This is a genomic window from Bradyrhizobium sp. AUGA SZCCT0158, from assembly GCF_018130065.1.
Classification (GTDB): Bacteria; Pseudomonadota; Alphaproteobacteria; order Rhizobiales; family Xanthobacteraceae; genus Bradyrhizobium.
On record NZ_JAFCME010000001.1, the window covers coordinates 372,871 to 395,119 of the forward strand.

The following is a 22,249-nucleotide window of genomic DNA, read 5'->3' on the forward strand; positions in this document are numbered from 1 at the left end:
TCTCCCCTCACGCCGATTGAATCTGGCACAGGGTCACCTTGCCCTCGTGCATGCCGGTGACCGGATCGTAACCGTAGCTCGTGATCGAGTTCACGCTTTCGCCGAGCACGATCGGATCGGCGCCCTTCGGATATTTGCTGCGCTGGTCGACACCCTGGAACCAGCCGGAGAAGTGGAACGGCATGAAGGCTACGCCCTTGCCGACGCGGTCGGTGACCAGCGCCTTGACGCGAGCCTTCGATGAGTTCTCCGGGCCGTAGACCCAGACCCAACCGCCATCCTTGATGCCGCGTTCCGCAGCATCTGATGTGTTGACCTCGACGAACATGTCCTGCTGCAACTCGGCAAGCCATTTGTTCGACCGGGTTTCCTCGCCGCCGCCTTCATATTCGACCAGACGTCCGGACGTGAGGATGATCGGGAATTGCTTGGCAAGCCCCTTGTCCACCGCGGCCTTCTGAACCGAAAAGCCGAGATTGGCCATCCGGAACTGACGGCCGTCCGGGCGCGTCGGGTATTTGGCGACGAGTTCGGGGCGAGAGGTGTAGATCGGCTCGCGATGAACCGGCACCGGATCCGGCAGATTCCACGCCACCGCGCGGGCCTTGCCGTTGCCATAGGCCATCACGCCGTGTTCAAGCGTGACGCGGATGATGCCGCCCGACAGGTCGACGGCCCAGCCGACACCGTCGGGGTTGTTGCCGCCGATCTTGTTGATCGTCGCCAGTTCGGCCGCGGTGAGATCCTTGTCCCAGCCGAGCTTCTTCAGCACGCCGTAGGTAAACTCCGGATAGCCGTCGGTGAGTTCCGAACCCTTGCTGTAGGAGCCTTCCGACAGCATGTTGACGTTCTTCACCGAACCGTCCGGCTGCTTCTCTTCATAGACGACGCCGAACCGCGCCCGGAACGTGCCGCCGCCGTCCTTGGCGTGCAGGTTGGTGTTGTAGAGCGTATGCGTTCCCGGATGCTTGATCTCCGGCGTGCCCCAGCACGGCCACGGCAGGCCGTAATAGTCGCCGCCGATTTCGGGCTCGTCGGCCTTGGCGCGCAGGGTCACCAGGTCGAACTTGCCCTGGTTCTTCATGTGCGCCTTCAGCCGCTCTGGCGACTGGCCGGAATAGCCGGTCGAGAATCCGCCGCGGTTGATTTCGCGCAGCAGCTCTTCCGGCGATGGACGGTTGTTCTCCACCTTGAGGTTCTTGAACATCGGATCGGCGAAGCCGAGCTTCTTGGAAAGCAGGTAGATGATCTCGTAATCGTCCTTGGATTCGAAGATCGGCTTGACGATCTGCTCGCCCCATTGCAGCGAGCGGTTGGAAGCGGTGCGCGAGCCCGAGGTTTCGAACTGGGTGCAGGCGGGCAATAGATAGGTGCCGTTCTTGCGCTCCGAGATCGCCGCGAACGTGGTCGGATGCGGATCGGCAACCACAAGCAGTTCGAGCTTCTCGAGGCCCTTCACCATCTCGGTCATGCGCGGGATGGTATTGCCGCCATGCCCCATGATGACCACGCCCTTGATGGCATCGCGTTGATCGACATCATCAGGATTGGCCAGCGTCGCATCGAACCAGCGGGTCCACGGGATGCCCGGCAGTTCCATGTTCTGCTTGCGGGTGCGGGCCGGACGGCCCGCCTTGGCCGGCACTTCGTCGAAGCGCGCCTGCAGATAATCGTATTCGACCTCCCAGACCCGCGCCCAGTGCTTCCAGGCGCCCTCGACCAGGCCGTAATAGAGCGGCAGCGTCACGATATCGAGGCCGATATCGGTGGCGCCCTGCACGTTGCAGTGGCCGCGGAAGATGTTGGCGCCGCCGCCGAAGGTGCCGACATTGCCGGTCGCCAGCAGCAGGTTGCAATAAGCCCGGACGTTGGCGGTGCCGACGGTGTGCTGGGTGCCGCCCATGCACCAGACAAAGGCCGACGGCTTTTGCTTCGCAAAGGTCTCGGCGACTTTCTTGACCTGTTCGCCGGGAATGCCGGTGACGCGCTCGACCTCTTCCGGCGTCCACTTGGCGACTTCGGCGCGGATCTGGTCCATGCCGTAGACGCGCTGCTTGATGTATTCCTTGTCTTCCCAGCCATTGGCGAAGATGTGGTGCAGCATGCCCCAGATGACAGCGATGTCGGTGCCGCTGCGGAAGCGCACATATTCGGTGGCGTGGGCTGCGGTCCGGGTAAAGCGCGGATCGAGCACGAAGACGTTGGCGCGGTTGATCTCCTTGCCGGTCAGGATGTGCTGCAGCGACACCGGATGAGCTTCGGCGGCATTCGAGCCCATGAAGACGATGGTCTTCGAGTTGCGCATGTCGTTGTAGGAATTGGTCATCGCGCCGTAGCCCCAGGTATTGGCGACGCCGGCGACGGTGGTCGAATGGCAGATGCGGGCCTGGTGGTCGATGGAGTTGGTGCCCCAGAACGCCGCGAATTTGCGGAACAGATAGCCCGCTTCATTGGAGAATTTCGCGGAGCCGAGCAGATAGACGGAATCGGCGCCGGACTTGGCGCGGATTTCCATCATCTTGTCGCCGATCTCGTTGATGGCGACGTCCCACGATATTTTCTGCCATTCGCCGTTGACGAGCTTCATCGGGTACTTCAATCGGCGATCGCCGTGCACGAGTTCGCGCACTGAGGCACCCTTGGCGCAATGCGAGCCGCGGTTGATCGGGCTGTCCCAGGCCGGCTCCTGGCCGACCCAGACGCCGTTCTGTACTTCGGCGATCACGGTGCAGCCGACCGAACAATGCGTGCAGATGTTCTTTCTGATTTCCGTCGGCTTGCCCACAATCTTTGGGCCGGCCTCTGCCTTGCGCACCGAACCGAGCGGCATCAAGCCGAGCGCGGCGCCGGCGCCTGCAGCCAGACCGGACCGGCGCAGGAACGTGCGGCGGTCGAGAACCCCCGAAGCCAGGCCGGCGGCGACACCCTGCAAACGCGCCTTGCCTGCGGATCCGTCTTTTCGCTTCATCAACATGTGCGTGGTCCCATCAATAGCGGTTGACGCGGTAGAAATTCTTGACGTGATCGGTTTCCTTGTAGCGGGCCTTGACGCGCTCGCCCTGCGCCTCGTCCGCGACCGCCTCGCCGCCCGCCAGCGGCACCACGGCCGCTGCAGCGACTGCCGATCCGCCCATCATGAACAAGCGGCGACGATCGAGCCCCTTGGCATCGAGCAGCTTGTCGGCCGGCGCCTTGTCGGATGGTTTGCTCATCGCGGTCTCCTCCACTTCAAACGTTCGATTGCCTTTGCGCGTCACTCGGACAGCGTGAAGGCCTCGGCTTCCAGTTCCATAAACACGCGGCCGACGCGGCCGACGGCACGGTAGAATTTGGCGGTCCCGGACATCTCCAGATCGACGAACATCCGCGCCGCCCACGGCTTGAGATGCCGGTCGAAGAAGCGCGCCTGTTCGGAGAACTCCGCCTCGAAGTCGCCGCGCGCCAGGCCTGCCATCACCTCAAGCAGAATCGCGATGTGGTCTTCCGGCTCGCGCGAGGGGCCGGCACGCTCGATGCCGAGCAGGTCCAGGTCTTCGCGGACGCGCGCCAGCGGGCGCTCGTGCAGGAAGCCGGTCAGGTAATAGGAGGCATAGGGCAGCAGTTCGCCGCGCCCGAGCCCGATGAACAGGTCGAAGAATTCCTTGCTGGCGGCGCGGTCGTCCACAGTTGACGCGACCACGGCGAGTTCGACATGCGCCATGCCGAGATCGGAGGCGTCGCCCTTCAATTGCGCGACCCGCGCCAGCGTGCCCGCGTCCGGCGCCTTGCCGAGCAGCAGCGACAGCAAGCCGTATTCCGCGGCGCGCAGCTGATCGATCTCGTCGACTTCCGGTTTCGATGACACGTTGGATAATCCGTTGACGGACACTTGGGCCTCGGATGATCCGTAGAGATCGGGGCGAAGCACGGAACGCTCGACGCGCGTCAAGGCCTCGACCGCGAGAACCCGCTCAGCGGGAATCCGCGACCATGATGAAACCGAAGGCTGCGCAATGCCGATCGCTCGCGCTAACGATGCGACGCCACCCGCTGCCCTGATTGCCTGTTCCAGTCCGGCGTCACGCATGGTGAACCCGACTTCTCCCCAGCCTCACGCCCAGTGTCCCGTGTCCCGTATCGAATGCCTCTTAATCGGGCATACAATTTAGAACTGGAATTATTCCAGTCCTAAATTTGTATCATAGGCGTTGCCTATGTCTCGAAAACTTTTGTCTAAACAACAGGTTTTGCCGAGCCATGGCGTCGCACCGGCTGTTGCGGTGCAACAGAACCGGAGGCCACGGAGACCGGCTCCTGCACTGGTTCGAGGCCGACTGGCTCGTCGGCGCTCGAATGATTCGGCTCCGCGGGCTCCGGCTGACCGCTCAATCTCAGCGGTTGATCCGGTAGATCAGGCTTTGGCTGGCCGGAAGATTCAGTTTCCTTGGCAATCTCCGCCGGGACCTCGGCGGCAGCCGGCGGCTCGGCCGGGGCCTGATTCGCAGTGCCCATGATCTGGGTGACCATCCGGGCGATATCGATGCCCGTGCCGAGTTCGCTGTTGCCCGGCACGCCGCCTGGCGTGTTCCAGTCATAGGCGTATTCCAGCGCGGGATTGACGTAGTTGCGGATCGCGGGATCCAGCGCCCAGGATTTTCTCAAAGCCGCATTGCGCAGATGTTCGGGAACGCCCTTGCGCAGAAACGCGGTGATATCGGTTTCCGCCGTCAGTTCATCGAGCGATGGCAGGCTGGAGAGATCGAACTCTTCGGGAGCCGCCTCGGCCTCGGTCGCCGGAGCAGCAGCGACTTCGGCATCGGCAACGGGCGTTTCGCGCTCGGGCTGCTTTATCTCTTCCTTGGCCTCCTGCTTGCGCTGCGACCATCGCGCCAAAAAGCCCTTGTCGTCACCCTGGTCCGGAGCACTCATGTGCGCCCTGTCCCTTCGTCCGGGCCGCGATCCAGCCTACGATTCTCTGGGCCGGGCTGGCGCTCGCCGCCGGCACGATCGCGCTTGCGTTTGTGGAACACCCGCTCGACATGAAACTCATCGACAAAGGCGGCGATCCAGGCCGCGATCTCCGCAGGCATCGGAACCGTGCCGATGACGTCGCAACCGCTTTCGAAGATCGCCTCCCCTTCGGTCGGATCGGCCGTCACCTTGGTCAGTTCGAGTTCGGATCCGCCGGCCTGTCGCCGCAGCGCGATCCAGATGCGCGGTTCGCCGTCGGCGAGATTGTCGCGGTAATTGGCGGTGTCGGAACTGAACAGGTCGATGCTGGCGGCGCCCGCGTAATACATCGTCGCATCCGGTTCAGTGGACAGCACGGTCCATGGCGCGGTTGCCGGCACCTCGTCGAGCACCATCGCCGGCGACCACATATGATCGATCCATGGATTATCGACGGCGCGGCGCCGCACCACCACACCCACTTCGCGGGATGCGGTCATCGCCATGCGCGATCCTCCGTGCACCAGCCGATCATGCCACATTCGCCTTTGGCGCAAGCGGCAGCCCGGCGACCAGATTTTGCGGCTTCAGCCGGACGACCTTGTCCGCCCCCATCGCCAGGATGAGGTAAACCGGTTTGCTGCCGACGCGTTCATCCACCAGCCGCGTATCCGCAATGGTCAGACGCATCAGCGCGACGATGCGCTCGGCGGCGTTGGCGTTCACCGACGTGCCGTTCCACAGCGCATTGCCGATTTTAGTGCCTTCGCTGTCGAGACCGACAAACCAGCGCCAGTCGCGGTCTTCGATCGAAGGAACCGTCTCGACGCTGACGGCAACGCCGAGCAGATGGGCGATCCATCGCTCGATCACCCGGCAAAGCCCGGCGCGCGCCTTCGGATTGCCGCCGATGTTCATGACCATCGCATGCGCATCCGAACGCGACCAATATGTCCAGGCGTTCTCGTCGTCCATCACATCCATCTCGCCGAACGCCTTTGGCGGCGCCAGCATCGCCGTGAGCGGCGACGCATGCAGGTCATGTTCTGCCTGTTGCTGCGCCTCGACGATTTCGGCGTCCGCAAGCAACAGCGTGCCCTCATGAAACGCCGCCTGCTGGCTGCGATAGAACAGTTCGGCCGCGCGCAGCATGTAGGGATCGTCGCAGCCTTCGAGCGCGTTGCGCAGGATCAGATGGCAGAGCTGCGAGACAAAAATCGGCGGCAGGTCGCCGGCGCCATTGCGGGCCAGGTTGATATAGACCGCCTCGAGTGACGGAGCCGCGACCAGCCGGTCGCGAAAATTCATCATAAAGGTCCAGTTCTCGCGCGCATCGGGATCGGCGAGCGCGGCGATATCGGCTTTCGAAACCGAACGGAGCGGATCGGCCAACAGGCCCGCGTGCAGGTTCCGCTCGGCTTCGCAGGCGTCCTCCGGCGGCATCAATTCGGGCCGCGCCAGATAGGCCATGATCAGTTCAGGCGTCGCGATCAACCCGCCGTGATCGGCGCGCCGCGTCAGATGATGGCCGGACGCTACCCAGAATTCTCTCATTTGCGATTTCCGGTTTTCTGTTCAGTTCCCATCAATCCCAGCAGATCGACCTCCTCGGCAGGTTCATCGTCGCCTTCGATCTCATGAAAGGTAAAGGCGCTGGCATGCGCGTGCAACCGGTCGGCATCGCCCGCGGCTTCGCGCGGCTTGAGGGTGCGAAAGCGCTCGCGGATTTCACCATCCTCGATGCTGCGTTGCACGGCGAGCAAGGTCTGCGCCGGGTGATCGCACAGCGAAGCCGCAAACGCGACCTCTTCTTCGGCGGCGCCGCGCGCGACTTTCAGATCCGGCGCGCCGAACTTCTCCAGCAATTGCGCCGCAAGCCGATCGACCACGGCTTGCCGCTCCGCTTCCGTCGCCTCGGTCACGATCGCCAGCGTCGACCATCCCAGACTTTCGATCCCGAGAAATCCGGAGCGCAGCGCCACGCGCTGCTTCTGGGCGAGATCAGCCGGATCCTGGTTCCAGAACACGAACACGCCGGAAACCGCCCATTCCCCGGGTTCCGCAGCACGCTCGAATACGAACGTATCCGATGGGTCGAGCCTGATGGTTCGCGGCAGCTTCAGCATGTCAGCCTCATCCGAACTTCGGACCGCGCAATTGCGGATCATACCAGTCCGCTTGCGCCAGCGCATCCACGAGGCTGGATCGATCGGGCGGCCCGCTGCCGGCCGGCAGCTTGACCAGCAGATCGCCGTTGACGTCGATGGCCCTGATCTCACCGGCTTTGCGCCTCGGAAGCCGCTCCAGATAATCCCTGGCGATGGCCTCAAAACCGCGCTCGTTCCAGCGGTCGAACGCGGTCATCAGATGGCGGGCGAAGCTGCCGATGATCGCGTCGGCATCGACCATCTCAAAGCCTGCGCCCAGCATCGAAACGCCGGCCGCGGCCTGCACCTCGTCGAGATGCACCATGTCGGCGGCGCGCAGGATCACGCCGAAAACCAGCCAGTTTGGCACGTCGGTTTCCGCGCAATCGGCGGGCCAGCCGAGCCGCGCGCCGCCCAGCAATCCCGCGTCGAACCGGATTGCATCGGGCCAGTCGAAGCTTACATCCCGTTCGGGCGGGCAATGCGCCGCGATGGCGTCCGCCAGCGCGTTCATGCCGGCGAACAACGCCCGGCGCGCCGATTTCAAGGGTTCGTCGGGTTCGAGTACCACGGCGAATTCGACCAGGTCGTAGCGCCGCACCCAGACCAGTGTTCCGGCGCCCGCTTCGGCCGCGATTTCGCATCCATGGGCAAACGCGTCGCCGAGTTCGCGTAACGCGACCAAAGTATAACCGGGGGGCAGATCGGGTGCCTGATCCACTTCCCCGCGACGCGACATCATCGAAAAGCTCATCCTGCGTTGCTGTGCTAAATTGCTTTGCAATCCGCCGGTGTATGCTATCCCCCTTGGGCTCGCAACACGAGCGGAACCAGAAAGCGAACCGTGCGATGCGCGCCGGTTCAGGAAGTTAACGATGGCTACCGTGGCGTCTCATCTTCTGATTTGCAGTTGCGAGAAGACCATGCCGCTCGACGTGCCGGCGATCAACCGTGGCTGCGCCGGGAAGATCACGCAAGCCAACCAGCTCTGCGGCCTCGAACTCGAACGGTTCAAGCAAGCGCTTGCCGACGGCGCCCCGATCACGGTGGCCTGCACGCAGGAAGCGCCGCTGTTCCGCGAAGTCGCCGAGGATTTCCCGCAAGCACAACTCACCTTTGCCAACATCCGCGAAGCCGGCGGCTGGTCGAATGATGCGGCGGCGGCCGGTCCGAAAGCTGCGGCGCTGATTGCGGCCGCGCAGGAAGAAATGCCGCCGATCTCAATGGTGACGCTGGAGAGCAGCGGCGTCGCGCTGATCTATGGCCGCGACGAAGTCGCCATCGACGCCGCGCAGCGCCTCGCCGACCGTCTCGACATCACCGTGCTTCTGTCAAAACCCGGCGACGTCACCCCACGCCGGAGCAACGAGTTTCCGGTTCTCAAGGGCACGATCCGCAATGCGCGCGGTCATCTCGGCGCATTTGAGCTCGGGATCGACGATTACGCGCTGCCGCTGCCATCTTCGCGCGCCAAGCTCGTATTCGGCCCGGCACGCAATGGCGCGACGTCGACCTGCGATTTGATCCTCGATCTCAGCGGCGGCACGCCGTTGTTTCCCGCGCACGAACTGCGTCCGGGATATCTGCGCGCCGATCCGCGCGACCGCGCCGCCGTCGAGCGCGCGATTGCGGATGCGGGCAACCTGGTCGGCACCTTCGACAAGCCGCGCTTCATTCAGTTCGAGGAAGCGCTGTGCGCCCATTCGCGCTCCGGCATTACCGGATGCACGCGCTGCCTCGATCTCTGCCCGACCGGAGCGATTACGCCGAACGGAAAGGCGGTCGCGATCGACGCCAATGTGTGCGCCGGCTGCGGCGCCTGCGCCTCGGTGTGTCCGACCGGTGCGGCTTCATATGCACTGCCCAGTGCAGACGCGCTGATGCGGCGATTGCGCACGCTGTTGCAGACCTATCGCAAGGCCGGCGGCAGCAACGCGATCGTGCTGTTCCACGACGGCGAGCATGGCGACGCGCTGATCGACGCGTTGGCAAGGTTCGGCGCCGGACTGCCGGCCCATGTGCTGCCGCTGCGCGTCAATGAAGTGACGCAGCTCGGACCGGAGAGTATCGCCGCGGTGTTCGCCTATGGCGGCTGCGGTGTCGCGATCCTGACGCGCGGCAAACCCAGGCATGATATTGCCGGACTGCACCGGACCGCCGGAACATCCGACACCGTGGTTGCCGCACTCGGCTTCGGCGCGGGCCTCGTGCGTATCCTCGAGACCGACGACCCGGACCAGCTGCGCGCGATGCTCGATGCGGCGCCAGGCGGCGTTGCGACGCCAAAGCCGGCCGGCTTCGTGCCGCGCGGCGCCAAGCGCGGCGTGCTCGAAACGACGTTTCGCGAACTTCACCTCGCGGCACCCGCGCCGGTGGATAGCGTCCCGCTTGCGCCGGGCGCGCCGTTCGGCGGCGTCAATCTCAATGTCGAAGGTTGCACGCTCTGTCACGCCTGCGTCACCGCCTGCCCGACCGGCGCGCTGTCGGACAACCCCGACCGCGCCATGCTGCGCTTCACCGAGAGCCTGTGCGTGCAGTGCGGGCTTTGCGAAGCGACCTGCCCCGAAAAAGTCATCACGCTCGAGCCGCGGCTGGATTTTGCGGCATGGAACGCGCCGCTGCGCGTTCTGAAGGAAGAAGAACCCTTCAACTGCATCGCCTGCGGCAAACCGTTCGGGACCAAAAGTTCGATAGAACGCGTACTGGCAAAACTCGGCGAGAAGCACTGGATGTTCCAGGGCGCCAACGCCAAGCGGATCGATGTCATCAAGATGTGCGCGGATTGCCGCGTCGAAGCCGTGGTCAATGAGGGTTTTGACCCGCACGGGGCGCCGCAACGGCCGCCGGTGATGTCGACGGAAGACTATTTGCGCGCGCGCGATGGCAAGAAGGGCGATCCCGTTGGATCGTAAGGAGCCCGCCGTGTCCGCCACCCAGCCAGCCCCTGCAGCACGCGCAACCTCGCGCGCGTCAGGCATTCCCGGCGTGAAGCACGTCATCGCGGTCGCGTCCGGCAAGGGCGGCGTCGGCAAATCCACCACCGCCTGCAATCTCGCACTCGGTTTTGCCGCCATCGGGCTGAAAGCCGGCATTCTCGACGCGGACATTTATGGTCCATCGCAGCCAAAACTGTTCGGGCTGCGCGGCAAGCCGCGCCAGGTCGGCCCGCGCATGCTGGAGCCGCTGGAGCGGTTTGGCGTCAAGGTGATGTCGATCGGCTTTCTAGTCGAGGAAGACCTCGCCATGATCTGGCGCGGGGCGATGGTGATCTCGGCGATCACGCAATTGCTGCGCGAGGTGGCGTGGGGCGATCTCGATATTCTGGTCATCGACCTGCCGCCGGGCACCGGCGACGCGCAGCTCACCATGGCGCAGCAGGCGCCGCTGGCGGGCGCAGTCATTGTCTCCACACCGCAGGACATCGCGCTGATCGACGCGCGGCGCGGCATCGCGATGTTCGAGAAGGTCAACATCCCGATCCTGGGTCTGATCGAAAACATGTCGGCGTTCTGCTGCCCGGCCTGCCAGAAGCTCACGCCGATCTTCGGCCATGGCGGCGCACGGCAGGACGCCGAACGGCGCGGGATTCCGTATCTCGGCGAGATACCCCTCGATATCAAAATTCGCGAGACGTCTGACGATGGCCGCCCGGTGGTCGCGACCGAACCGGACGGCGTTCATGCGCGCCACTACATCGCGATCGCCCGCGATGTCTGGAGCACGATCACGTCAGGCGCAGCAAGCCGGCCGCCGCCTCGCATTATCATTGAGTGAACGAAACGGCGCTTGATCGCATCGCAGCGCGAATGCTGGCGGCGCCGCGATTGTGCCGCGCAGATTTTCGAGATACGAAAGCGTTATATTTTCTTCGAGATATTTAAGGGAGAAATATCGTGCGCTTATTGAGAAATTTTGGATTGATGACCGCGATCCTCTTGTTAGCTCTCACCGCCAACGGACCCGCAGCCCATGCCGACAGCTTGAAGGAAGCCACGGCCGCGTTTGCAAAAAAGCAATATGCGGCGGCGATCAAACTGTTTCGTCCGCTCGCGGAAAAGGGCAACGCCATCGCGCAATACAAGGTCGCGGTGATGCACCGGATGGGCCTCGGCGTTCCCAAGAGCGAAAAGGAAGCGCGGAAGTGGAGCCGGCTCGCCGCCAAGCAAGGCAACCCCCAGGCCCAGACGTTGCTCGGCAGCCTCTACTACAAGGCCAGCGGCGAGGAATCGCCCGACACCGTCCGCGCCTACATGTGGTATGAAGTGGCGGCTGCGCAGGGCAATGCCGAGGCCAAGAAGGATCTCGCTTTGCTCACCAAGGAGCTGACCCCGCAGCAGGTCAGCGAAGCGCGCGACAAGGCGCAGAAATGCAAGTCGTCCGGCTACGAGCAGTGCGATTGAGCGAACGTACTTCTCACGACAGGTAGGCCGGCATCATCCTCGCGCTCGCCGCTAGCGAAGGCAGCAAGAGCATTCGCGAAGCGTCGATGCGCTCATCCCTTCGGTTTGGAATCCGGCGGGCAATCCTTTCGGACCACCATGGGCTTGTCGCCGCTTTGCACCGTCGGTGCGGCCGAATTGGCGCCGCCGGCGTCGGGAAGGATCGCGCTCTTTCCAACTGCCATTGAATTCGACGTCTTTTCGTCGCCGTGTCCCGAGGTCGCGGAGCCCGTTGTCGAGCAACTGGTCTCCGGCTTTTCGCTTGACGGCGTCGTCGATTGCGCGGCCGCAGGTCCGATGACCAACGATCCCACGAGAATTGCTGCGGCAGCACGAATCATTTTGCTCTCCCATAACCAAAAGGTTCTCGAAATTCGGAAGACAAACGTTCAGCGACAGCGATAGTTCCCCGGCGCCAGCCCCTTTCAGAATGGCAGCGCGACGTCGCACTTGATCTCCTTGAGGATGACATTGGTGCGGACGTGACGGATGCCCGGAATCTTGAACATGAACTCGTCGAGAAACCGGTTATAGGCGGCCATGTCGGCGACGACGACACGCAGGTGATAGTCGGCATCCCCCGTCGTCGCAAAGCACTCGAGCACCTCGGGGCGCCGTTTCACGCGCGCGACGAACTGGGTGACGAAGTTCGTGTCGTGGCGATCGAGCGACACATGCAGAATGGCTGAAGTCAGGAAGCCGGCCCGCTCGCGGTCGACCAGCGCCGCATAGCCGGTGATGACGCCGGACTCTTCGAGCGCCCGCACCCGGCGCCAGCACGCCGACGGCGACATGCCGACGTCGTCGGCGAGATCCTGGTTGCTGCGGCGGCCGTCTTTCTGGAGATGGTTCAGCAGCCGTCGATCATGTCCTTCAATCATGCTGGGCTCTCCTTTGGACTGCGGTGACAAAGTATACCGAATGACAGGTCGTTTCTGGTAGTTTCTACCATAATAGACGGAAATTTCGAACAATCAGGACAATTCTTCCGCCTGATCGGGTCGACACTTTCACCGACCTGACACGGCGGGAGGCCGACATGACCCAGACCCTGACGACAGGCAGAGACCTCGACGATTACGCCTTGATGGACCGATACACGCGCCAGAGCGGGCGTGTGCTGCTGACGGGCACGCAGGCGCTGGTGCGCATCCTGCTCGACCAGCGCGACCGCGATTCTGCCGACGGCATCAACTCGGCCGGATTCGTCTCCGGTTATCGCGGTTCGCCGCTCGGCGGCGTCGATCTGGAACTCTGGCGCGCGAAAAAACTCCTGAGCGAACGGCGCATCGAATTCCTGCCCGCCGTCAACGAAGACTTGGCCGCCACCGCCGTGCTGGGATCGCAGCAGGTCGAAACCAACCCGGCGCGCGAAGTCGATGGCGTGTTCGGCCTCTGGTACGGCAAGGGCCCCGGCGTCGACCGATCCGGCGATGCGTTGAAGCACGGCAATGCCTACGGCTCCTCGCCGCATGGCGGCGTGCTGGTCGTCGCCGGCGACGATCATGGCTGCGTGTCGTCATCGATGCCGCACCAGTCGGACGTCGCCTTCATGGCGTGGTTCATGCCGACGCTTAGCCCGTCGAGCGTGGCGGAATATCTTGCCTTTGGTGAGTACGGTTACGCGCTGAGCCGGTTTTCCGGCATGTGGGTCGGCTTCAAGGCGATCTCGGAAACGGTCGAGTCCTGCGCCTCGGTCGAATTGCCGGCGCGCCGCCTGTTCAACCCGCCGGCATTCGAACCGCCCGCCGGCGGCCTGCACTACCGCTGGCCGGACCTTCCCGGTCCGCAGATCGAGCAGCGGCTGGAAGCCAAGAAGAACGCGGTGCTGGCATTTGCCGCCGCTAACCCGATCGACCGCAGGATCTACGACATCCCCGACGCCACCTACGGCATCGTCACGACAGGCAAGGCTCATCTCGACCTGATGGAAGCGTTGCAACTCCTGGGGCTCACCGAATCCGAATGCCGGCGGCTTGGCATCGACATCTACAAGGTCGGGATGGTGTGGCCGCTCGCACATCACGACGCGCTGGAATTCGTCCGGGAGAAACGCGAGATCCTCGTGATCGAGGAAAAGCGCGGCATCATCGAAAGCCAGTTCAAGGAATATTTCTACGACTATCCCGGCCACAAGCCCGAACACATGGCCGGCAAGAGCGATGAAAACAATGACCCGCTGGTGCCCTGGGTCGGCGAATTGTCGCCGCGGCTGCTGGCGCCGATCGTCGCCAAGCGGCTTGACCTGATCTTTCCGGGCCTCAACCTCGCATCGCGCGCCGAACGCCTGCTGCGCCCAAGTGCTGACATCATCAACATATCAGGCGCGACCCGCACGCCCTATTTTTGTTCGGGCTGTCCGCACAACACGTCGACGAAGGTGCCTGCGGGATCGCAGGCGCTGGCCGGCATCGGCTGTCATTTCATGGCGAGCTGGATGGATCGCGATACGAGTTCGTTGATCCAGATGGGCGGCGAAGGCGTCAACTGGATCGCCTCCTCGCGCTTTACCGGCGGCAAGCACGTGTTCCAGAATCTCGGCGAAGGCACCTACTATCATTCCGGATCGATGGCGATCCGCCAGGCGATCGCCGCCAAGACCAACATCACCTACAAGATCCTGTTCAACGATGCGGTCGCGATGACCGGCGGCCAGCCCGTCGACGGACCGATCAGCATTCACTCCATCGCCCACGAAGTTCGTGCCAACGGCGTGGCGCGGATTGCGATCGTGTCCGATGCGCCCGAACAATTGCATGCGAGCGATTTTCCCAACGGCGTAACCATCCATCCCCGCGCGCAGCTGGACGCCGTGCAGCGCGAACTGCGACAGATCGCCGGCGTATCCGTGCTGATCTATGAGCAGGAATGCGCCACCGAGCGGCGGCGCAAACGCAAGCGCGGCCAGGCGCCCGAGCTGAAAAAGTTCGCCGTCATCAACGATCTCGTCTGCGAGGGCTGCGGCGATTGTTCCGTCGAGTCCAACTGTCTCAGCGTCGAGCCCAAGGAGACGCCGTTCGGCCGCAAGCGCCAGATCAATCTCTCGACCTGCAACCAGGACTTTTCCTGCGTCAACGGCTTTTGCCCGAGCTTTGTCACGGTCGAAGGCGCGACCCGCCGCAAGAAACAGGGAGCGGGCATCGACGCGATGGCCCGCACGACGGCGCTTCCTGAACCAAGCCTCCCCTCCCTCGAGAAACCGTTCAACCTGCTGGTGACCGGCGTCGGCGGCACCGGCGTCATCACCGTCGGCGCGTTGATCACGATGGCGGTGCATCTGGAGGGCAAGGGCGCATCGGTACTGGATTTTACCGGATTCGCGCAGAAATTCGGTCCGGTGCTGAGTTTCATCCGGCTCTCAAACAAACCTGAAGATATCCACCAGGTCCGGATCGATCAGGGCGCCGCCAACGCGTTGATCGGATGCGACATCGTGGTGAGTTCATCGCCGAAGGCGTCCGGCACTTACGGACCTGACATGCGGGCGATCGTCAACACCGCCGAGATGCCGACCGGCGACATCGTGCGCAATCGCGATGCCAGCCTGGAGGCAGCGGCGAGACTTCGGCACCTCGAGCGCGTCGTCGGATCGGACAATTTCAGGAGTCTTGACGCGAACCGGCTATCCGACGCGCTGTTCGGCGACACGGTCTTTGCCAATGTGATCATGCTCGGAGCGGCGTGGCAGCAGGGCCTGGTGCCGGTGAGTTCGGCGGCGCTGATGCGCGCGATCGAGTTGAATGGCGTTGCGATCGAACAGAACAAGCAGGCTTTTGCCAGTGGGCGCCTCGCCGCAGCGGATCGTGATTTTGTGACGTCGCTATTTGGGCAGGCCAGAAAGGAAGAGACGCTGGACGAAGTCATCTCTCGCCGTGTCGAGTTCCTCACCGCCTATCAGGATGCAGCCTATGCCGATCGTTACCTCAAATTCGTCGGTCAAGTCCGCGCCGCCGAGGAACGTCACGTAGCCGGCTCGCAGGCGCTAACGACCGCCGTCGCGCGGTCCCTCTTCAAGCTGATGGCCTACAAGGACGAGTACGAGGTGGCGCGGCTGCACATGGAGACCGGGTTTCAGGAAAAGCTGCGGCAGGAGTTCGAAGGCGACTTCGCGATCACGTATCATCTGGCGCCGCCGGTGCTGTCGTCCGGAAAGGACGCCCGCGGCCGGCCGCTCAAGCGTCAATTCGGGCAATGGATCCAGACACCATTCCGGATTCTGGCGCGGCTCAAATTCCTGCGTGGCACGCCGTTGGACGTGTTCGGCTATACGCACGAGCGCCAGATGGAGCGTGGCCTGATCGACTGGTACGAAAGGCTCGTGACCGATCTCACCCCCTGGATTTCACCTGACACCATCGAACGCCTGGCCAGGATCGCAGCGGCACCGATGGACATTCGCGGCTATGGCCCCGTGAAGCTGGAAGCGGTGGCGAAAGTACAAAAGGAGACGGAGGATTTGCTCCGTCTCCTGAAGTCGTCGTCACCTGAACGTCGCGCGGCCTAGCGGGCTTCTTCGAAGCCGGCGAGAACGGAGGTCAGGTTGGCACCGAGAATGTCGGAGAGGTATCCGCCTTCCTGAACGAAGACGGTCGGAAGCCCGAGCCGCGCGATGGCGGCGCCGATGCGCCGGAATCCGGCCGTCGTCACAGCAAGCCCCGCGAGCGGATCGTGCTCCGACGCATCGAGACCGAGTGCGACCACCAATGCACCTGGTGCGAAGGCATCGATGGCTTTCTTTGCAATGCCAAGCGACGCCATGTAGCCGTCATCGCCGGTGCCGATCGGCAGGGGAATATTGAGGTTGGTGCCGAGACCTGGACCCGCGCCGCGCTCGTGCGCATAACCCCAGACGAACGGATAGTAGGAAGTGGGATCGGCATGGATCGACACGGTAAACACGTCCGGCTGTTCGTAGAAAATGCCCTGCGTGCCGTTGCCGTGGTGAACATCGACATCGAGGATGACAACACGCTCATGCAGCTGGCGCAGATGCGCCGCTGCAATCGCGCTGTTGTTGAAAAAGCAGAAGCCGCCGGCCATATCGCGGTAGGCGTGATGGCCGGGCGGACGGCACAGCGCGTAGGTCGCGTCTTCACCGTCCATAACGAGCTGAGCCGCCGTCGTTGCCACATCCGTAGCCGCGCAAGCCGCAGCAAAGGTACCCGGACCGATCGGAGCTGCAGTATCGGCGGTATGCCAGCCGAGCCGGCCGACGATATGGGTCGGATAGGTTGCGGCATGGCGCACCGGATGGATGTTGGCGATCATTTCCGGACCGGCATTGCCGAGCGCGGACCAGGCCTCCCAGGCTTCGGCGAGAAAGCCGAGATATTCCGGACTGTGAATCCGTGCGCGCGGGCCCTGCCCGAATAGTGTGGGCGCAACCAGTTCGTGCTTGCCGGCCTTCAATCCTGCGAGCAGCCGGTCGGCGCGTTCGGGCTGTTCGGTGGTGCGCTGGACGACGCCGCGCACCAGAAAGAATTGCGGATCGTGGCTGCGGTGCAGTTCAGTGTAGACGGCCTTCACGCGGATACTCCTGTTTCCTGTCAATGAAATCTGGCGCGCACCAGCGTGCGCCGCCGGTTAAGCGGGAATCTCCCGCACGAGTTTTCCGACTTCGCGCCACGCATGACCGATGTGATAGTCGATATGCGCCACGATGCGTTCGGGATGGCCTTGTTCGATGGCAGCTAGCACGGGTTCGTGTGTCCGGGCGATTTCATGCGGATCGTCGTACAGCCGGCCGATCAGGCCGATCACCATGCGCATTTCCGATGCGAGATCGTCGAACAACCGCAACAGCCGCCGGTTCGCCGCGATCTCACAGATCAGGCGGTGAAAGCGGTAGTCCTCCTCGACCTGCCTTGCGGGATCCTCCAGATCAGCGGTCTGGTGCAGCACGTCGATCTGCCGTCGCAGCATGTCGCGCGTCTCCGGCGTGAGATTGCGCGCGGCGAGCACGGCCGCGTGCCGCTCGACGCACAGCCGCAAGTCATAGATGTCGTCGATATCGTCGGCGGCGAATTTGCGCACGAAGAAGCCGCGGCGCGGACTGGCCACCAGCAGTCCCTGCTGTTCCAGCAGCCGCGCGGCCTCACGCACCGGCGCCCGACTCACGCCAAGCTCCCGCGCGATCCCCGCTTCAACGACTTTGGAACCCGGCGCCAGCCGGCCTTCGACCACCGCCTGGGTCAAAAGACGGGCGACCTGACCGACGAGATCGGTGTCGGCGAGGGCGGGCAATCCGACCGGCGGGGACAATGTGCGCATCAAAATGGGTCCATTTTGGCCGGTTCTTATCCGATTTTGGTCGGTTTTACCACTTGTACATAATTTAAGCGTCGATTGTCGACAGTTTAGTCTTGTCATGAGCCTAGTTGCGATGCAACCCTTGGACCTGTTCAAAAAGGGTGCATTCCAATAATGACAGCGCACGTACCGCCCCCGGCCATCAAGGACGGAACCCGGCAAGCCCGAATCGATCTCGCCGCCGCCTACCGGCTGATTCACCGGCTCGGCCTCGACGACAGCATCTACACCCATATCTCGGCCCGGCTGCCGGGCAGCCATGACCGCTTTCTGATCAATCCCTACGGCCTGCGGTTTGAAGAGGTCACCGTGTCCAATCTGGTCACCGTCGATATCGACGGCAACGTCATCGACGACCCGATGGACCTCGGCATCAACCCGGCCGGATTCACCATTCACAGCGCCGTGCATGCGGCGCGCACCGATGCGGCCTGCGTGCTGCACACCCACACCGTCGCCGGCGTCGCGGTGTCCTGCCAGAAGCAGGGACTGCTGCCGCTCAATCAATGGTCGATGCAATTCACCGACCGCCTCGCCTATCACGATTATGAAGGCATCGCGCTCGATCTGGATGAGCGCGAGCGCCTGGTCGCCGATCTCGGCGACAAGTTCGTCATGGTTTTGCGCAACCACGGCATGCTCACCTGCGGCCGTTCCGTCGCCGAAGCCTTCAAGCTGATGCACAATCTGGAGCGCTCGTGCCGCGCCCAGCTCGCGGTCCAGGGCGCCGGCGCCGAGATCGTGCCGCTCTCGGAAAGCGTCGCCCGCAAGACCGCCGGGCAATACGCGACGTTCTACGACAGCATCGAAGTCCAGGGTTTGCCGGACATCGAATGGACCGCCTTCAAGCGGATGCTGGAACGGTCAGATCCGGACTTCATGAACTAGCCCCCACTCAAACTTCAACGCAACGCGCGCCGCTCAGGCGATCAAGAGAGAGATGTCATGCTGAAGCAATTTGTTATGGGTCTCGCTGTGGTAGGCGGCCTTTCCGGAGGCGCCCTTGTGCTCTCCAGCACAGCCCTTTCCAGTAAAGCCTTTGCGCAAGAGCCGAAGGCCGGCGGCGTCGTCAATGCCGTGATCCAGCCCGAACCGCCGGGCCTGATGATGGGCATCGTGCAGAACGGCCCGACCCAGATGGTATCAGGTAACATCTACGAAGGCCTGCTTCGCTACGGTCCGAAGCTGGAGCCGCTGCCGGGTCTCGCCGAAAGCTGGAGCGTCAGCGAAGACGGCAAGATCTACTCGTTCAAGCTCCGTAAGGGCGTCACCTGGCACGACGGCAAGCCGTTCACCTCGGCCGATGTCGTCTTCTCGATCGAATTCCTCAAACAGACCCATGCTCGCGCGCGCGGCAACCTGGCTCAGCTCGACAAGGTGGAAACTCCAGACGATTCCACCGTCGTGTTCACGCTGAAGCAGCCGTTCGGACCGTTCCTCGGCATCTTCGAAGTCGGCTCGATGCCGATGATTCCAAAACACATCTATGAAGGAACCGACTTCAAGACCAACCCGGCCAACAATACGCCAATTGGCACCGGCCCCTTCATGTTCAAGGAATGGCAGAAGGGCTCGTTCATCCGGCTGGTCAAGAACCCGAACTACTACATCAAGGGCAAGCCCAACCTCGACGAGATCTACTGGCATGTCATTCCCGACGCCGCGGCGCGGTCGGTGGCGTTCGAGACCGGCAAGGTCGACGTGCTGCCGGGCGGTTCGGTCGAGAATTTCGACGTTCCGCGTCTGAGCAAGCTCAAGAACGTGTGCGTCACCGGCGCAGGGTGGGAATTCTTCAGCCCGCATTCCTGGCTGTGGCTCAACAACCGCTCCGGCCCCACGGCCAACAAGAAATTCCGTCAAGCCGTGATGTTCGCGATCGACCGCAACTTTGCAAAGGACGTGATCTGGAACGGCCTCGGCAAGGTCGCGACCGGTCCGTCCGGCTCCTCGATCAAATACTACACCGACGCGGTGTCGAAATACGATTTCAACCCGGCGAAGGCGAAGGCCCTGCTAAAGGAGGCCGGCTACAATGGCGAGAAGGTTCGGCTGCTGCCGCTGCCCTATGGCGAAACCTGGCAGCGTTGGGCCGAAGCCGTGAAGCAGAATCTGCAGGATGTCGGCATCAATATCGAAATGGTGGCGACCGATGTCCCCGGCTGGAACCAGAAAACCGCCGACTGGGACTATGATATGGCCTTCACCTATCTCTATCAGTACGGCGATCCCGCGCTCGGCGTCGGCCGCAACTACGTCTCGAGCCAGATAACGAAGGGCTCGCCGTTCAACAACGTCGAGGGCTATTCGAATCCGGAGATCGATCAGCTGTTCGCGGACGGCGCCGTCGCCTTCCCGGATTCCAAGCGGGCGGAGATCTACACCAAGGCGCAGAAGATCCTGACCGACGACGTGCCGGTGGCATGGCTGCTCGAACTGCAGTTCCCCACCATCACCCGCTGCAACGTCAAGAACCTCGTCACGACCGCGATCGGCGTCAATGACGGTTTCCGCGACGCGTGGATCGAGAAATAACGCCCTGACATCTGGGCCGCGGCGGCGCTTCGCCGCGGCCGGATACTCCAACACCACGCCTTTAACGCAGCGGAAATCCACACGATGCTCGCATTCATTGCCCAGCGCATTGGCAAGGCCGTCATCGTCCTCTTGGCAATCGTCGTCCTCAACTTTTTCCTGATCCGGCTGGCGCCGGGCGATCCGGCGCTGGTGATGGCCGGCGAAGCCGGCGCCGGCGACCAGATCTTCCTGGCGCAGCTCCGCGAAAAGTTCGGCCTCGACCAGCCTTTGCCGGTGCAACTGTTTCTCTACGTCAAGGGCATCATCAGCCTCGATCTCGGCTTTTCGTTCCGCCAGCAAATGCCGGTTTCAAAGCTGATCCTCGACCGGCTTCCGGCCACCCTGCTGCTGACCGGCACCGCGTTCGCGATCTCGCTCGCCTTCGGCGTCCTGTTCGGAACGCTGGCGGCGCGCCGCGCCGGCAGCTGGACCGATACCGCCATCACGGTGCTGGCGCTGATCTTCTACGCCACGCCGCTATTCTGGGTCGCACTAATGGCGATCCTGCTGTTCTCGGTCACGATGGATTGGCTGCCGAGCTTTGGCTACGAAACCGTCGGCGCGAATTACACTGGCCTCGCCCACGTGCTGGACGTCGGCGCGCATCTGATCATGCCGGCGACCACGATCGGGCTGTTCTTCATGGCCACCTACGCCCGCATGACCCGCGCCTCGATGCTCGAGGTCAAACGGCTCGACTTCGTCAAGACCGCGCGCGCCAAGGGTTTGCGCGATGCCGTGATCCAGCGCCGCCATGTGCTGCGCAACGCGCTGCTGCCGGTGGTGACGCTGGCGGGATTGCAAGCGGGCACCCTGGTCGGCGGCGCCGTGCTGACCGAAACCGTGTTCGCCTGGCCCGGCATCGGCCGCCTGATGTACGAGGCGCTGCTGCAGCGCGATTACAACCTTTTGCTCGGCGTCTTCGTCGTTTGCTCGGCGATGGTGCTGGCCTTCAACCTGATCACCGACCTGATTTATCGTTCGGTCGATCCCCGCATCGAGTTTGCCGCATGAGACAGTTTTGGCGAATGATGCTCCGCAATCCCGGCGGGCTGATCGGCCTCGTGATCCTGACGATTGCGATCGCGGTCGCGGTGTTCGGTCCCCTGCTGTTCCCCACCTCGCCCTGGCGAATGGTGCAGCGGCCGTTCCTGCCGCCGTTCACGCTGGCCGGCCTGCCGCTCGGCACCGACGCGCTCGGCCGCGACGTGATGGCGGGCATCATCTACGGCGCCCGCGTCTCGCTGCTGGTCGGGCTCGTCTCGACGCTGGCGGCGCTCGCGATCGGCGTTCCCGTCGGCGCGGCGGCCGGCTATTTCGGCGGCCGGATCGGCGACGCCCTGATGCGGTTCACCGAATTCTTTCAGACGGTGCCGAGCTTTGCGCTCGCGATCGTGCTGGTCGCGGTGCTGCAGCCGTCGATCGTCTCGATCGTGATTGCGATCGCCATCGTCAGCTGGCCGCCGGTGGCGCGGCTGGTGCGCGGCGAGGTGCTGTCGCTGCGCACCCGTGAATATGTCCAGGCGGCGATCGTGACCGGGCAGACCAACAGCTGGATCATCTGGCGCGAGATCCTGCCCAACGCGCTCTCCCCGGTGATCGTATTGGCGTCGCTGATGGTCGCCACCGCGATCCTGCTCGAATCCTCGCTGTCGTTTCTCGGCCTTGGCGATCCCAATCTGATGTCGTGGGGTTACATGGTCGGCGCCGGCCGCACCGTCATTCGCCAGGCCTGGTGGATCACGGTGTTTCCCGGTGTCGCCATCCTGATCTCGGTGCTGGCGCTGAACCTAATCGGCGAAGGTCTCAACGATGCGCTCAACCCGCGTCTCAACAAGGACGGGCGCTGAG

The 22,249-nt window shown here is 63.3% G+C and carries 19 protein-coding genes and 1 pseudogene; 8 read left to right on the forward strand and 12 right to left on the reverse strand.

The window, feature by feature from the left end:
* Positions 1 to 7: 7 nt before the first annotated feature.
* The 8 genes from JQ574_RS01610 to JQ574_RS01645 all read right to left on the reverse strand — a co-directional run bounded on the left by JQ574_RS01610 (position 8) and on the right by JQ574_RS01645 (position 7,818).
* Complete coding sequence (locus tag JQ574_RS01610) at positions 8 to 2,974, reverse strand: formate dehydrogenase subunit alpha (protein WP_212383203.1); 2,967 nt, start codon at positions 2,972 to 2,974, stop codon at positions 8 to 10.
* A gap of 13 nt (positions 2,975 to 2,987) precedes the next feature.
* Positions 2,988 to 3,212, reverse strand: a complete 225-nt coding sequence (locus JQ574_RS01615) for a hypothetical protein (protein WP_212205698.1) — start codon at positions 3,210 to 3,212, stop codon at positions 2,988 to 2,990.
* Between the two features lie 41 nt (positions 3,213 to 3,253).
* The gene (locus JQ574_RS01620) at positions 3,254 to 4,066 is read right to left on the reverse strand and encodes a Cro/CI family transcriptional regulator (RefSeq protein WP_212205696.1); all 813 of its coding nucleotides are present in this window, start codon (positions 4,064 to 4,066) and stop codon (positions 3,254 to 3,256) included.
* Positions 4,067 to 4,212: 146 nt separating this feature from the next.
* Positions 4,213 to 4,908, reverse strand: a complete 696-nt coding sequence (locus JQ574_RS01625; protein WP_212205687.1) for a DUF3306 domain-containing protein — start codon at positions 4,906 to 4,908, stop codon at positions 4,213 to 4,215.
* The gene (locus tag JQ574_RS01630) at positions 4,905 to 5,435 is read right to left on the reverse strand and encodes a DUF3305 domain-containing protein (RefSeq protein ID WP_409363373.1); all 531 of its coding nucleotides are present in this window, start codon (positions 5,433 to 5,435) and stop codon (positions 4,905 to 4,907) included. The genes JQ574_RS01625 and JQ574_RS01630 overlap by 4 nt, the downstream gene beginning before the upstream one ends.
* Positions 5,436 to 5,460: 25 nt before the next feature.
* Entirely contained in the window at positions 5,461 to 6,483 is a 1,023-nt protein-coding gene (locus tag JQ574_RS01635) for a DUF6352 family protein (protein ID WP_212205685.1), read from the reverse strand.
* On the reverse strand, positions 6,480 to 7,055 hold the full coding sequence (locus JQ574_RS01640; protein ID WP_212205683.1) for a DUF6505 family protein: 576 nt from the start codon (positions 7,053 to 7,055) through the stop codon (positions 6,480 to 6,482). The genes JQ574_RS01635 and JQ574_RS01640 overlap by 4 nt, the downstream gene beginning before the upstream one ends.
* A gap of 7 nt (positions 7,056 to 7,062) precedes the next feature.
* A complete protein-coding gene (locus JQ574_RS01645; RefSeq protein WP_212205681.1) occupies positions 7,063 to 7,818 on the reverse strand; it encodes a biotin/lipoate--protein ligase family protein in 756 nt (251 codons plus the stop codon).
* A gap of 181 nt (positions 7,819 to 7,999) precedes the next feature.
* Here JQ574_RS01645 and JQ574_RS01650 point away from each other — a divergent pair, with 181 nt between their 5' ends.
* From JQ574_RS01650 to JQ574_RS01660, 3 genes and pseudogenes are all read left to right on the forward strand, one after another.
* Entirely contained in the window at positions 8,000 to 9,988 is a 1,989-nt protein-coding gene (locus JQ574_RS01650) for a 4Fe-4S binding protein (RefSeq protein WP_409363376.1), read from the forward strand.
* Between the two features lie 4 nt (positions 9,989 to 9,992).
* A pseudogene (locus JQ574_RS01655) lies at positions 9,993 to 10,850 on the forward strand (Mrp/NBP35 family ATP-binding protein); the annotation flags it as partial.
* A 119-nt stretch (positions 10,851 to 10,969) separates the two neighbouring features.
* Positions 10,970 to 11,476 (forward strand): tetratricopeptide repeat protein, encoded by a 507-nt coding sequence (locus tag JQ574_RS01660; protein ID WP_312014640.1) that lies wholly within the window; start codon positions 10,970 to 10,972, stop codon positions 11,474 to 11,476.
* 92 nt (positions 11,477 to 11,568) lie between these two features.
* Here JQ574_RS01660 and JQ574_RS01665 read toward each other — a convergent pair whose 3' ends face one another.
* On the reverse strand, positions 11,569 to 11,856 hold the full coding sequence (locus JQ574_RS01665) for a hypothetical protein (RefSeq protein ID WP_212205675.1): 288 nt from the start codon (positions 11,854 to 11,856) through the stop codon (positions 11,569 to 11,571).
* Positions 11,857 to 11,940: 84 nt separating this feature from the next.
* Positions 11,941 to 12,396, reverse strand: coding sequence for an Lrp/AsnC family transcriptional regulator (locus JQ574_RS01670; protein WP_212276120.1), 456 nt, complete (start codon positions 12,394 to 12,396; stop codon positions 11,941 to 11,943).
* Positions 12,397 to 12,554: 158 nt separating this feature from the next.
* On the opposite strand from JQ574_RS01670, the gene JQ574_RS01675 reads away from it, so the two are divergent.
* Complete coding sequence (locus JQ574_RS01675) at positions 12,555 to 16,019, forward strand: indolepyruvate ferredoxin oxidoreductase family protein (RefSeq protein WP_212205671.1); 3,465 nt, start codon at positions 12,555 to 12,557, stop codon at positions 16,017 to 16,019.
* Here the strand turns inward: JQ574_RS01675 and JQ574_RS01680 are convergent.
* On the reverse strand, positions 16,016 to 17,041 hold the full coding sequence (locus JQ574_RS01680; protein ID WP_212205670.1) for a histone deacetylase family protein: 1,026 nt from the start codon (positions 17,039 to 17,041) through the stop codon (positions 16,016 to 16,018). The genes JQ574_RS01675 and JQ574_RS01680 overlap by 4 nt on opposite strands.
* Positions 17,042 to 17,098: 57 nt before the next feature.
* Positions 17,099 to 17,785 (reverse strand): GntR family transcriptional regulator, encoded by a 687-nt coding sequence (locus JQ574_RS01685; RefSeq protein WP_212205668.1) that lies wholly within the window; start codon positions 17,783 to 17,785, stop codon positions 17,099 to 17,101.
* Positions 17,786 to 17,938: 153 nt separating this feature from the next.
* Between JQ574_RS01685 and JQ574_RS01690 the strand changes: the two genes are divergently transcribed.
* The 4 genes from JQ574_RS01690 to JQ574_RS01705 all read left to right on the forward strand — a co-directional run bounded on the left by JQ574_RS01690 (position 17,939) and on the right by JQ574_RS01705 (position 22,248).
* Positions 17,939 to 18,712: a class II aldolase/adducin family protein gene (locus tag JQ574_RS01690; protein WP_212205666.1), complete on the forward strand. Its 774-nt coding sequence runs from the start codon at positions 17,939 to 17,941 to the stop codon at positions 18,710 to 18,712.
* Positions 18,713 to 18,769: 57 nt separating this feature from the next.
* Entirely contained in the window at positions 18,770 to 20,356 is a 1,587-nt protein-coding gene (locus JQ574_RS01695) for an ABC transporter substrate-binding protein (RefSeq protein ID WP_212205664.1), read from the forward strand.
* Between the two features lie 84 nt (positions 20,357 to 20,440).
* The gene (locus tag JQ574_RS01700) at positions 20,441 to 21,412 is read left to right on the forward strand and encodes an ABC transporter permease (protein WP_212205662.1); all 972 of its coding nucleotides are present in this window, start codon (positions 20,441 to 20,443) and stop codon (positions 21,410 to 21,412) included.
* Positions 21,409 to 22,248 (forward strand): ABC transporter permease, encoded by an 840-nt coding sequence (locus JQ574_RS01705; protein WP_212205660.1) that lies wholly within the window; start codon positions 21,409 to 21,411, stop codon positions 22,246 to 22,248. Before JQ574_RS01700 ends, JQ574_RS01705 begins: the two co-directional genes overlap by 4 nt.
* The last annotated feature ends 1 nt before the right edge of the window (position 22,249 follow it).

What these genes read in the sequence shown, in the direction of transcription:
- JQ574_RS01610 (WP_212383203.1), bottom strand. Translation starts at nt 2,974, where the DNA reads ATGTTGATGAAGCGAAAAGACGGATCCGCAGGCAAGGCGCGTTTGCAG.
- JQ574_RS01615 (WP_212205698.1), bottom strand. Translation starts at nt 3,212, where the DNA reads ATGAGCAAACCATCCGACAAGGCGCCGGCCGACAAGCTGCTCGATGCC.
- JQ574_RS01620 (WP_212205696.1), bottom strand. Translation starts at nt 4,066, where the DNA reads ATGCGTGACGCCGGACTGGAACAGGCAATCAGGGCAGCGGGTGGCGTC.
- JQ574_RS01625 (WP_212205687.1), bottom strand. Translation starts at nt 4,908, where the DNA reads ATGAGTGCTCCGGACCAGGGTGACGACAAGGGCTTTTTGGCGCGATGG.
- JQ574_RS01630 (WP_409363373.1), bottom strand. Translation starts at nt 5,435, where the DNA reads ATGGCGATGACCGCATCCCGCGAAGTGGGTGTGGTGGTGCGGCGCCGC.
- JQ574_RS01635 (WP_212205685.1), bottom strand. Translation starts at nt 6,483, where the DNA reads ATGAGAGAATTCTGGGTAGCGTCCGGCCATCATCTGACGCGGCGCGCC.
- JQ574_RS01640 (WP_212205683.1), bottom strand. Translation starts at nt 7,055, where the DNA reads ATGCTGAAGCTGCCGCGAACCATCAGGCTCGACCCATCGGATACGTTC.
- JQ574_RS01645 (WP_212205681.1), bottom strand. Translation starts at nt 7,818, where the DNA reads ATGATGTCGCGTCGCGGGGAAGTGGATCAGGCACCCGATCTGCCCCCC.
- JQ574_RS01650 (WP_409363376.1), top strand. Translation starts at nt 8,000, where the DNA reads ATGCCGCTCGACGTGCCGGCGATCAACCGTGGCTGCGCCGGGAAGATC.
- JQ574_RS01665 (WP_212205675.1), bottom strand. Translation starts at nt 11,856, where the DNA reads ATGATTCGTGCTGCCGCAGCAATTCTCGTGGGATCGTTGGTCATCGGA.
- JQ574_RS01670 (WP_212276120.1), bottom strand. Translation starts at nt 12,396, where the DNA reads ATGATTGAAGGACATGATCGACGGCTGCTGAACCATCTCCAGAAAGAC.
- JQ574_RS01675 (WP_212205671.1), top strand. Translation starts at nt 12,555, where the DNA reads ATGACCCAGACCCTGACGACAGGCAGAGACCTCGACGATTACGCCTTG.
- JQ574_RS01685 (WP_212205668.1), bottom strand. Translation starts at nt 17,785, where the DNA reads ATGCGCACATTGTCCCCGCCGGTCGGATTGCCCGCCCTCGCCGACACC.
- JQ574_RS01690 (WP_212205666.1), top strand. Translation starts at nt 17,939, where the DNA reads ATGACAGCGCACGTACCGCCCCCGGCCATCAAGGACGGAACCCGGCAA.
- JQ574_RS01695 (WP_212205664.1), top strand. Translation starts at nt 18,770, where the DNA reads ATGCTGAAGCAATTTGTTATGGGTCTCGCTGTGGTAGGCGGCCTTTCC.
- JQ574_RS01700 (WP_212205662.1), top strand. Translation starts at nt 20,441, where the DNA reads ATGCTCGCATTCATTGCCCAGCGCATTGGCAAGGCCGTCATCGTCCTC.
- JQ574_RS01705 (WP_212205660.1), top strand. Translation starts at nt 21,409, where the DNA reads ATGAGACAGTTTTGGCGAATGATGCTCCGCAATCCCGGCGGGCTGATC.